The organism is Candidatus Alkanophaga liquidiphilum (assembly GCF_053996935.1).
The window spans coordinates 1-9,503 of sequence record NZ_JBMXYC010000033.1 but is presented as its reverse complement, the minus strand read 5'-3'; the positions used below and the strand labels follow the sequence as shown (position 1 = coordinate 9,503).

Here is a 9,503-nt window from a genome sequence, read left to right as displayed (position 1 = left end):
ACCTTTTACCCTTATCCTCGCCCAGTATTTGGCTATTTTCGTGTCCCTTCTTTGAATATCTATCAAATCTTTTCTTATTGGAACACCTTTCATCCGCTTCGCTTTCTTGTATAGCCACTTCGCATCTTGCTTGTATGCTGAATATACACCCCTATCCTCACCCGTCTCAAGCCAGTGCTGGAAGTGATCATACTCTCTATTGAGCAGCTCTCGCTTGCGTCTCGTCAGCCCGATGAGCTTACACCGCACTGTCTTCGTCGCTTCCATCTTTTTTAGTATGGTTCTTCTACTTAAAAATCTTTCCCGCCCGCCTCCCCTGCCCTCCTTGGGATTAGCAGCCACATCTTCCTAAATTTCGACAGCCCTAACTAATTATCTTAGTCCGACGCCTCTTTCAGCCAAAAGTGGACGTCATATGTCCGCCCATTGGCTTCGAGCACGAGCCTTACTTTTGTAGGAAATGTCGTGTCCTCAGGCACGTGTATTGTTTCCTGCTCCTCGTGCACTTCCCCCCTTTTCAGCTCGAACTCCTTTTCCTTCACGAGCTTGTTCCCCAAAAATATCTTCAGGTCGTATTTTGTAGGCTTATTTTCAAAACACTGCACTCCATATACAAAGGACACGTCGCCCCCCGCATGGACGTAGTTGGAATACGATTCCGGACGCAGGTAAAGGGCGGAATAAGACTCCTGATAAGTCGCCCAGATGAGGTAAGCGGCAACGGCAACTCCAATTACGCAGGCGATAACCATAGTTCTTTTGATGAGCACGTCCATCTCGCTCTCTTCGCTCTGACTCATCTCCCGTCCGCAAGATAAAAATTAGTAAAGTGTTACATATTTTGATAATCTGTTTGTGGTGTCCATAACTCCGTGTATCTCGAACCCCTCGTTTATTAGCGTCTGTAAGGCTTTAGAGACGTCTCTTTCAAAGAATATTTGGATAGAAGCGTAATTTTGGGTCATTTCTTTGAAACCAGGCATGTCCTTAAGCATCTCGTGAAGTTTCAGCCACCGCTGCTTATCCAACCTGCCATTCAAGACTATAACTTTGCCCAAGAGACCACCAGAATTTATTTGGCTGCCTCTTCATAAATATTTATGGTATCTCTTGCCGCTTTATCCCATGTAAACTGCGATAAAACTCTCTTTCTTGCATTCTGCCCCATTTTCCTTCGTAATCCTTCGTCCTTCAGGATTAGAGCGGCAAACTTTGCAATGTCATTCGGGTCGTCGGGGTTTATATGCGCACCGCAGACGGCATCACCGCTTGGAATGACTTGCTCCCTAAGTCCTGACGTGCCTCGGGCGCCGACGACCACGGGCTTAGCCATGGCCATCGCCTCGGTGCAGACTATGCCGAACGGCTCATACCTTGACGGAAAGACTGCGACGTCACACGCTGCGTAAAAGAGAATCCTTTCCGCTTCACTCACGTATCTGTTCTCTAATACGACGCTGTCTGCCAGCTGCAAGCTTGAGATGAGGTGCTTCAGCAAGCCTTCCTGCTCGCCCACGCCGAGGATTACGAGCTTCGCATTCGGCACCTCCCTAAGTATCGTAGGCATCGCCCGCAAGAGGGAGTCAGCGCCCTTTACCCAAGTGAGTCTGCCGACGAAAAGTATCATAAGTTCATTATCACCGATGCCAAGATGCGCTCTTAAGCCGGATACTTTATCCTTTTCCACCCGTGCAGGGTCGTATTTCGTGGGGTCGATACCATTGTAAACCACTCTTATCTTCGACTCATCATAGCCCAGCTTGACAAGCTCGTCCCGCACAGCATAGCTTACTGTGACAATGATTGTTGCGAACTCGCCTGCGAGTTTTTCTATGACTTTTATCGTTGTAGAGCCGTCGCCCGCCCTGCCTTGCTCTGTCGAGTGGATGTGGAAAATAAAAGGTCTTTTCAGGATTTCCGATGCGATCATGCCCGCTGGCGCCGAGAGCCAGTCGTGCGAGACGATTACGTCGAAATCTCGCTTTTCTTGCTCTACGAGCACGTTCACGAGCTTTGAAGCTGAAAGAATATTGTAGCAGAGTGTTTCCGCAAAGAACTGCCGCCCCTCCGGCGGCCAGTTTCTGACGTCCGCAGGAACGATGAACGGTAGAATTTTGGCAAGGTCTACAAGGACGGGCCTGTGCACTTCGATACCGTCCCATAAGCCCCTCGTCGATGCCCGGTCGGCGTTCCGTGAGAAAACAGTGACACTATGTCCCAGCTCCATGAGCTTTCTCGTCATTTCCATAGCATAAGTGCCCAAGCCGCCCCTGAAGAACGGCGGAAACTCATCTACGAAATATACTACCTCCATCCTGCTCACTAAATTATTAGCTTAGGTATGTAAAAAGGAAGACGATGGGGGGGGATGGCAAGTTTCCGCGAGTGCTATTGGCGGGCACTGCTTCGAGGGTTGGGAAGACCCTCATTTGCGCAGGCTTGATTTTGGCGCTACGGCGGCGTGGCTACAAAATTCAACCGTTTAAGGTCGGCCCTGATTACATAGACCCCGGATATCATACAAGAGCGGCGGGCGTGCCTTGTCGCAACCTCGACAGCTTCCTGATGGACGAGGCAACCGTCGCAGAAATATTCGTGAAACATGCCGCAAACGCCGACATTTCGATTATCGAGGGGGTCAGGGGACTTTATGAGGGCATTTCCGTGGACTGCGACGAAGGCAGCACGGCGCACATCTCCAAAATCCTGAAAACGCCCACCGTCCTAATTCTCGACGCAAAAAGCATCACGAGAAGCGCTGCCGCCATTGTTCTGGGTTTCAAGAACCTTGACCCCTCCATTAAAATCGAAGGCGTGATTCTAAACAATGTTTTTAACGAGGAACACCACCGCAAGCTGGTAAGAGCTGTCGAAAATTATGCAAGGACGCAAGTTTTAGGTGCGCTTCCGAGAGGTGAGGCGCTGAGCGTCGGGGAGCGACATTTGGGCTTGCTTACCGCCTTGGAGAATGCCATTGACTTGGGAGGTGTTGCGGACTTCGTGGAGGAGCACATAGATATTGAAAAAGTCGTGGAGCTTGCGGAGACGGCACCGCCGCTTCCGCTGTCGAGCGGAGCTTGCTCGTTACGAGCTTCGTCAGTGTGCGACGAAGTGCGGTTGGCAGTTGCCTACGATAACGCATTTAACTTTTACTATCAAGATTCGCTCGACGTGCTGAGAGGCTTAGGCTGTCGTATAATTTTTTTCAGCCCGATGCGAGATGAGGCGTTGCCGAAGTGCGACGGTCTTTATATCGGCGGCGGCTACCCTGAAGTCTTTGCGACGGAGCTTTCAAGGAATAAAAGCATGCTACGAAGCATTAAGGCAGCAGCAGAGGACGAGATGCCGATATATGCGGAATGCGGCGGCTTGATTTACCTCTCGAGGGCGTTTGAGAGCATGAGCGGAGAGGACAAAACCCGTTACGAGCTTGTTGGCTTCCTTCCTTGCGACGTGCGGATGCAGCGCCGCCATATCGGCTACACCGTAAGCCAAATCATTTCAAAGACGATTTTAGGTGACGGCGGCGTCTTGCGAGGGCATGAGTTCCATTACACGGAGTGTGAGGTGCCCGGCGATGTGCGCTTCGCATACAAAATGCTGAGAGGCAGTGGCATAGCTTCAAGGGCTGGAGAGAACTACGATGGCATCGTTCAAGGGGCGACGCTCGCCGCATATACGCACCTGCATTTTGCGGCGTGCCGCAAGGCTGCTGAAAACTTCGTTGAAAGCCTGAAAACGTTTAAGAAGAGCCATTAACATGCTCACTTTGGCAACAGCAAGAGGCAGCTTGAGACCGTGGGCATAATGGGCCCGCGGGGATTCGAACCCCGGACCTCTCGGTTATCAGCCGAGCGCTCCAACCTGGCTAAGCTACGGGCCCACCCCCACCTATTTAACATCTCGCATTAATATTTTTTGATGTTCTGCATGAAAGTGTATAAAGTGGGATTTGAGATTCTGGTTGCGGTTTGCGACGAGGAGCTTGTGGGTAAAAGCTTTTCGGACGGCTTCTTGAAGCTTGAGGTTTCAGAGAAGTTTTATGGCAGGGACGTTGTGGGGAAGGATGCGATTTTAAAGTCCTTGCGGCAGGCGACCATCGCAAATCTCGTAGGGGAGCGTGCTGTGCGTCTTGCCGTGGAAAATGGCTTCGTCGACGCCGAGAACATAATATTCATTGGTGGCGTGCCACACGCACAAATGGTCATTATGCGCTGAGTCGCAGTGCGCTATCGGACTGAATAGGGCTCTCGAACTAGCTATGCTCTCGGCAGCCCTCTGCCCTTGCGCCCGGCGCTCGTTTTGCCTCTGAACGCCCGCCCTCGATGCGACGGGTGACATAGCCAGTTCAAATCTTTGTCCGCCTTTATGACCGGGTGATGTGGGTCCACGAGTATAACCTCGAACCACTTGTGGCGTCCGTCCTCGCCGACCCAGTATGAATTAAGCACCTCCAAGTTTGGGAACTTGCGGGCAGCCCGCTCCTCGGCGATTCTCTGCAAGCTCTTTTTCGGCGTTATCTTGTGGACGCCCATGCGTTTCGTGCGCCGCCCCGCCCTCGGGCGGGATTTACGGCGCCCGCCCCGCCGTATTCTGACACGAGCGACAATAATGCCCTGTTTCGCCTTGTAACCGAGCGAGCGAGCTCTGTCAAGCCTCGTCGGGCGTCCGAGCCTGATGACCGCAGGCTCTCTTCGCCACTTCACCAGCCGCTCTCGCTGCAGCTCACGCACGTAAGTATCGGCTGGACGCTTCCATGCCTCCCTTATGTAACCATAAAACGACTTCATCTCCTTCACTCAACTCCTCTTCCACAACAAAGATTAAAAATATAAAATAAAAGTAAGTGTTGTTCAGCGTGGCAAGAGAGGGTAGCGATGGTGGACAAACCTTTAGATGTTTTGAACAAGTCGTTAAATTTGCCGGTCATAGTGAGAATCCGGGGCGGAAGGGAGTTCAGAGGCATCTTGCTCGGCTACGATACGCACATGAACTTGGTGCTTGATGAGGCAGAGGAGCTCAATGACGACGCCACAGTCAAAAGAAAGCTTGGAACTGTGATTCTCCGGGGGGATAATGTCGTGTATATTTCGCCTTAGGTGGTAAAATGACGAAGGGCACGCCGTCGATGGGGAAGAGGCAGAAGCGGACGCACGGGATTTGCCGCCGCTGCGGACGCCGCTCCTTCCACAAAAGCAAGAGGCGGTGCGCCGCCTGCGGCTTTGGGCGTTCGCGCCGCTTGCGGAAATACAACTGGACGGTAAAGCAGGTAGCAAAAGCAAAATAGGAGGGCGGGGGCGGTGCCAAATCCGATGGAAGTGTATGCGTTGCTGCCGAAGACGAACTGTAAGAAGTGCGGCGAGGCGACTTGTTTAAGTTTTGCTGTGAAGCTGCTGTCGAGGGCGAAGAAGCTTGAGGAGTGCACGCCGCTCTTCGAAGAAGAAAAGTATAAAGAGCGGCGGGAGAAGCTCTTAGAGCTTCTGAAGCCGATAATGGAGGCTGCGGAGACGGGCTTGCTCATACATGAAGACCTCTGCTTCGGCTGCAACAACTGCGTCGTGGCGTGCCCTGTGAACGTGGCGAACGACCCCGAAGGCGTGGCGCTCGGCTACGGACCGAAAAGCGATAAGGTGATATTACGGGTGATAAACGGCGTGGTGAGGACATTTAACTTGGAGTCGTGCCGGAGGTTCAGCGGCGACAAGATGCTCAGGGTCTGCGACGTTTGCGTTAGGGTGTGCCCAAGTAAAGCCATAGAGTTTGCGTAGCGCCGCCGCTCCGACTATTTTCGAAAGATTTTTTAGCTGGAATGATAATGAAGTTAAAGCGAGGAAGGGGGTGCGTCTGAGTTGTCTGAGGAGCTAAAAGGGAAAGAGTTGGGTCCTTTTGTCTATATAGTCTGGCACAAGAAGATACAAGACTTTATAGAAGCAACGGGCGACGAGAACCCGATATATCTTGACGACGGGGCTGCAAGGGAAGCGGGCTACGATGGCAAGCTCGTGCCGCTCAGCTTTGCGAACGCCACCGGGAGTATGGCATTATGGGGCGCCATAGGCGCACTGAAAGTAGACCTTTCGAGGCTATTGCACGGCGGGCATGAGTATGAGTTCATAAAGCCGGTGCGGGATGCAGACTTCTTGACGACCACGATGCGGGTTGCGGACATTGTGGACAAGAAGAAGCTGAAGCTTTATATCTTGGAAGGCACGACTGTGAACGCCGCTGGCGAGGTGGTTCTGAGGTTTAAGACGACGTTGATAGAGAGGAAGGGGTGAGCGGATGGTGAGAGAGTTGTATTTTGAGGATGTGAGCGAGGGTTATGAAATCCCACCGCTCGTCAGGGACATAACGAGGAGCCGGATTTTGAAGTATGCGGACGCCGGCGGCGACTACAATCCGATACACGTGAATGAGGAGTTTGCGAAGAAGGTGGGGCTGGGGGGAATAATTGCGCACGGCATGCTCAGTTATGCGTTTCTCGTCCAGATGATGACGAATTGGCTACCGAAGCCCACGTATCTGAAGCGGCTGGGGGTGGAATTCCGAGCGATGGTGTTCCCCGGGGACGTTGTAACGTGTAAAGGGAAGGTCGTGAGGAAATACGTAAAGGACGGCGAGAACTATATAGAGTGCGAAATCTGGTGCGAGAACCAGAAGGGCGAGAAAACAACAATCGGCATGGCGGTAGCCACGCTCCCGTCGAGGGAGCAAAGATAGGAGGTAAGAGGTATGGGAAGAGGAATTGATGGGAAGGTAGCTGTGGTGACGGGCGCCGGTCGTGGCATAGGTAAGATGGACGCCCTTCTCCTTGCGAGAGAGGGTGCAAAGGTCTGCGTCAGCGACATTGACGCTGACGTGGCTGAAGCGGTGGCGAAGGAAATAAACGACATGGGCGGCGAGGCGATGGCGTATGCCTGTGACGTTACAAAGTTCGACCAGGTAAAAGATATGATGAAAGCGGTCGCAGATAAGTGGGGCGACAGGATTCAAATCTTGGTGAACAATGCGGGACTAACAATGGACTCGCTGGCGCACAAGATGACCGACGAGGAGTGGGACCGTGTCGTAAACATAAACCTGAAGGGTCCGTTCAATTGCGTCCGGGCAATTGCGCCTTACATGCTTAAGGACGAATACAAGGGCTCAACGACAAGCTGCGGGAAAATCGTGAACGTCTCCTCAATAGCTGGGGCGATGGGCAACATCGGACAACTTAACTATTCATCAGCGAAAGCCGGGCTCTTCGGCTTCACGAAGACGCTCGCCCGGGAGTGGGCGCGCTACAAGATTAACGTGAACTGCGTGGTTTACGGCGCTGTGGCGACGAGGCTCACCGACGAGAAGGAGAAAGGCGTGACCGTGGAAGGACGTCCCATCGGGATTCCGAAGAAGCTAAGGGACATGATGGCGGCGCAGATTCCGTGGGGGCGTTTTGCAACACCAGAGGAGGCTGCGAGACCCGTAGTCTTCCTATGCTCCGACGACGCCGAATACATCACGGGTGCCATACTTTTCGTAACCGGCGGCGTTTACATGTGAGATGATTCTTGGAATCGACCACGTGGGCTTGCGGTTCAGGGACTTAAGGCAACGTTGCAGGCATTCCGGGACGGCTTAGGGGATGAAGGATGCGCTCGTGAAGGTGGGCGAGGCGACCTTTCTTGAAATGATGGAGCCGACGTCGCCGGTAGCAAAATTTATAGGGGCGAGGGCGTCCAACACATCTCGCTGACGACGTGGGGGCGACGGTTGAAGAGTTGAAGAAAAGGGGTATTTCTTTCCTGAACGAGAAGCCTTTGCAGTATCCAAGCGTGAAAGTCGTGCTCGTGCACCCAAAGTCCATGGGAGGCATCCTCATCGAACTCTGTGAGAGAACACAATAATTCTTTATTTTTTATTCCATTCAATTTTTGATAAATGAAATACAAGCACGTAGAGCACACTTCGGACGTTGCTTTTGAAGCTTACGGCGCCAGTCTTGAAGAGCTTTTTGCGAATGCGGCGCTCGCCACCTACAGCTTCATGACCGACGTCGAAGAGCTGATGAAGGAGTCTGCGACTGCGGAGCGAGCTGTGAACATCCAATCCGAAGATTTATATAGTCTCATGTTCGACTGGCTCGACGAGATTCTCTTCTTCTTCGAGTCGGAGATGTTGATGTTCACGAGGTTTGATATAAAAATCGATGATGAAGAATTCTCGCTTAGCGGGGCGTGCAAAGGCGTGTTCTTCGACCCGGAAAAACACGAAGTCGGAATCATAGTAAAAGCGGTGACTTATCACATGATGGAAATTACGAAGGAGGACGGGCGCTGGCGGGCAAGAGTCGTTCTCGACGTTTGATGTCATAATATTTAGCCACGCTATACTGATAAGCGTCATCAAAATCTAAATTCAGGCTTTTTCTGACGTTTACAACTTCTCTATACAGTTCCATTGGTAATGAAAGGAGTTTGATGTTGGGCATGATATCTTCAACAAATTTCCGAAAAACCTCCTCTTTGCCATACTTCTTGCAATCTTCTTTCTTATCCCGCTTCAGGAGGACCTCCAAAAATACATTTGTATCCACTAAAAACATTATCTCCACTCCAGAGCTTTATGTTGCAACTCAACAGAAGTAAATTTCTCTCGTATTTCTGATAACCCACCTTCCCAGTCAAACTTAAACTTCCTTGCCTCGATTTCTCCACTCTTGTATTTCTTCAGCAGAAACTCTATATAATCTAAAACCTCTCTCCTTAAATCCTCAGGAAGCTCCCGTATTTTCAGCTTGATTTCCTTCTCATACATGATTTTATTTTCACCTCATTGTATTTCATCTGTCTTTTCCTATTTAAAGGATGTCGCCTAACGTCCGGCGGGTATCTGAAGTCCGAGCGTGGCGAAGATTTGGGCGAAGGTGCGAAGCGCCGAAGCCAGATACCAGCTGTTAAGTGAGCGCGATAGCCCCAAGCAATCCGAAGGGTTGCGAGAGTTCCGAACCCGCTCATACCTTTCGCTCATTTTAATCCACTGTTCATCAGGTTTTTCTTCTTCAGAAGTTAATCCCCCGTCGGCTGATTTCTTCAGTAAAACTGAGCAAAGCGGTCGTAGTTATCTGACGCAAATCTGACGCAAATCTGACGCATCATTTTTCCTTCAAAATGTAATACACTGCCTTCCCTCTTCCCTTTCTTTCTATTAGGTTTAATCCAAGTAGCTTATTTAACCATCTATTTGCTGTATCTCTACTTACTTTATACTTTTTCTGAACATCAGCACTGGTGATCTTCTTTTTCTCTTTGAGGAATTGGATTATTTCCTTTTCTCTTTCTGGAAGACCAAGATTGTTTAGATATTCCTCAGTAAGTTTTGATTTTCTAAATATAACCACTATGTTGTTTTGTTTTATTTTAAATTCAGGTTCTGGGAGACCCCATTCTTTACACCACTTTATCATTTTATTCGTGCCAGTTCCAACTTCTTCCACATATCCCACCCAGAAGAAAATTCTCGCA

At 50.8% G+C, this 9,503-nt stretch carries 17 protein-coding genes and 1 tRNA gene; 10 read left to right on the top strand and 8 right to left on the bottom strand.

Translation table 11 applies throughout. The annotated features are described in order from the left end of the window. From ACXJJA_RS04560 to ACXJJA_RS04545, 4 genes are all read right to left on the bottom strand, one after another. Positions 1-267, bottom strand: a 267-nt coding sequence (locus ACXJJA_RS04560; RefSeq protein ID WP_456487041.1) for a hypothetical protein, incomplete at its 3' end; no start/stop codon positions are given. 110 nt (positions 268-377) lie between these two features. Continuing rightward, on the bottom strand, positions 378-800 hold the full coding sequence (locus ACXJJA_RS04555) for a hypothetical protein (protein WP_456487040.1): 423 nt from the start codon (positions 798-800) through the stop codon (positions 378-380). Between the two features lie 21 nt (positions 801-821). Beyond that, positions 822-1,058 carry a hypothetical protein gene (locus ACXJJA_RS04550; RefSeq protein WP_456487039.1) on the bottom strand — a complete coding sequence of 79 codons (237 nt, stop codon included), beginning with the start codon at positions 1,056-1,058 and terminating at the stop codon, positions 822-824. Positions 1,059-1,072: 14 nt separating this feature from the next. Further along, positions 1,073-2,314: a glycosyltransferase family 4 protein gene (locus ACXJJA_RS04545; protein WP_456487038.1), complete on the bottom strand. Its 1,242-nt coding sequence runs from the start codon at positions 2,312-2,314 to the stop codon at positions 1,073-1,075. 44 nt (positions 2,315-2,358) lie between these two features. Between ACXJJA_RS04545 and ACXJJA_RS04540 the strand changes: the two genes are divergently transcribed. After that, entirely contained in the window at positions 2,359-3,759 is a 1,401-nt protein-coding gene (locus tag ACXJJA_RS04540; RefSeq protein ID WP_456487037.1) for a cobyrinic acid a,c-diamide synthase CobB, read from the top strand. A gap of 49 nt (positions 3,760-3,808) precedes the next feature. On the opposite strand, the gene ACXJJA_RS04535 is transcribed toward ACXJJA_RS04540, so the two are convergent. Then, positions 3,809-3,883 (bottom strand) — tRNA-Ile (locus ACXJJA_RS04535). A gap of 38 nt (positions 3,884-3,921) precedes the next feature. Between ACXJJA_RS04535 and ACXJJA_RS04530 the strand changes: the two genes are divergently transcribed. Further along, positions 3,922-4,218 (top strand): DUF424 domain-containing protein, encoded by a 297-nt coding sequence (locus tag ACXJJA_RS04530; protein ID WP_456487036.1) that lies wholly within the window; start codon positions 3,922-3,924, stop codon positions 4,216-4,218. Between the two features lie 41 nt (positions 4,219-4,259). Here ACXJJA_RS04530 and ACXJJA_RS04525 read toward each other — a convergent pair whose 3' ends face one another. Next, on the bottom strand, positions 4,260-4,790 hold the full coding sequence (locus ACXJJA_RS04525) for a 50S ribosomal protein L15e (protein WP_456487042.1): 531 nt from the start codon (positions 4,788-4,790) through the stop codon (positions 4,260-4,262). Between the two features lie 87 nt (positions 4,791-4,877). Here ACXJJA_RS04525 and ACXJJA_RS04520 point away from each other — a divergent pair, with 87 nt between their 5' ends. The 8 genes from ACXJJA_RS04520 (at position 4,878) to ACXJJA_RS04485 (ending at position 8,346) form a co-directional block, all read left to right on the top strand. Then, positions 4,878-5,099 (top strand): LSM domain-containing protein, encoded by a 222-nt coding sequence (locus ACXJJA_RS04520; protein WP_456487035.1) that lies wholly within the window; start codon positions 4,878-4,880, stop codon positions 5,097-5,099. Between the two features lie 8 nt (positions 5,100-5,107). Beyond that, positions 5,108-5,287: a 50S ribosomal protein L37e gene (locus tag ACXJJA_RS04515; RefSeq protein WP_456487034.1), complete on the top strand. Its 180-nt coding sequence runs from the start codon at positions 5,108-5,110 to the stop codon at positions 5,285-5,287. 13 nt (positions 5,288-5,300) lie between these two features. Then, on the top strand, positions 5,301-5,768 hold the full coding sequence (locus ACXJJA_RS04510) for a (Fe-S)-binding protein (protein WP_456487033.1): 468 nt from the start codon (positions 5,301-5,303) through the stop codon (positions 5,766-5,768). 81 nt (positions 5,769-5,849) lie between these two features. Continuing rightward, entirely contained in the window at positions 5,850-6,278 is a 429-nt protein-coding gene (locus tag ACXJJA_RS04505) for an FAS1-like dehydratase domain-containing protein (RefSeq protein ID WP_456487032.1), read from the top strand. Positions 6,279-6,282: 4 nt separating this feature from the next. Beyond that, positions 6,283-6,720, top strand: coding sequence for a MaoC family dehydratase (locus ACXJJA_RS04500; RefSeq protein ID WP_456487031.1), 438 nt, complete (start codon positions 6,283-6,285; stop codon positions 6,718-6,720). A 12-nt stretch (positions 6,721-6,732) separates the two neighbouring features. Next, a complete protein-coding gene (gene fabG, locus ACXJJA_RS04495) occupies positions 6,733-7,542 on the top strand; it encodes a 3-oxoacyl-ACP reductase FabG (protein ID WP_456487030.1) in 810 nt (269 codons plus the stop codon). A 197-nt stretch (positions 7,543-7,739) separates the two neighbouring features. Beyond that, a complete protein-coding gene (locus tag ACXJJA_RS04490) occupies positions 7,740-7,886 on the top strand; it encodes a VOC family protein (protein WP_456487029.1) in 147 nt (48 codons plus the stop codon). Positions 7,887-7,920: 34 nt separating this feature from the next. Then, positions 7,921-8,346, top strand: a complete 426-nt coding sequence (locus tag ACXJJA_RS04485; protein ID WP_456487028.1) for an archease — start codon at positions 7,921-7,923, stop codon at positions 8,344-8,346. A 237-nt stretch (positions 8,347-8,583) separates the two neighbouring features. Here ACXJJA_RS04485 and ACXJJA_RS04480 read toward each other — a convergent pair whose 3' ends face one another. Together ACXJJA_RS04480 and ACXJJA_RS04475 are read right to left on the bottom strand one after the other, a co-directional pair. Further along, positions 8,584-8,796 (bottom strand): DUF2281 domain-containing protein, encoded by a 213-nt coding sequence (locus tag ACXJJA_RS04480; RefSeq protein WP_456487027.1) that lies wholly within the window; start codon positions 8,794-8,796, stop codon positions 8,584-8,586. A 337-nt stretch (positions 8,797-9,133) separates the two neighbouring features. After that, a partial coding sequence (locus ACXJJA_RS04475; protein ID WP_456487026.1) for an ATP-binding protein occupies positions 9,134-9,503 on the bottom strand: 370 nt, incomplete at its 5' end.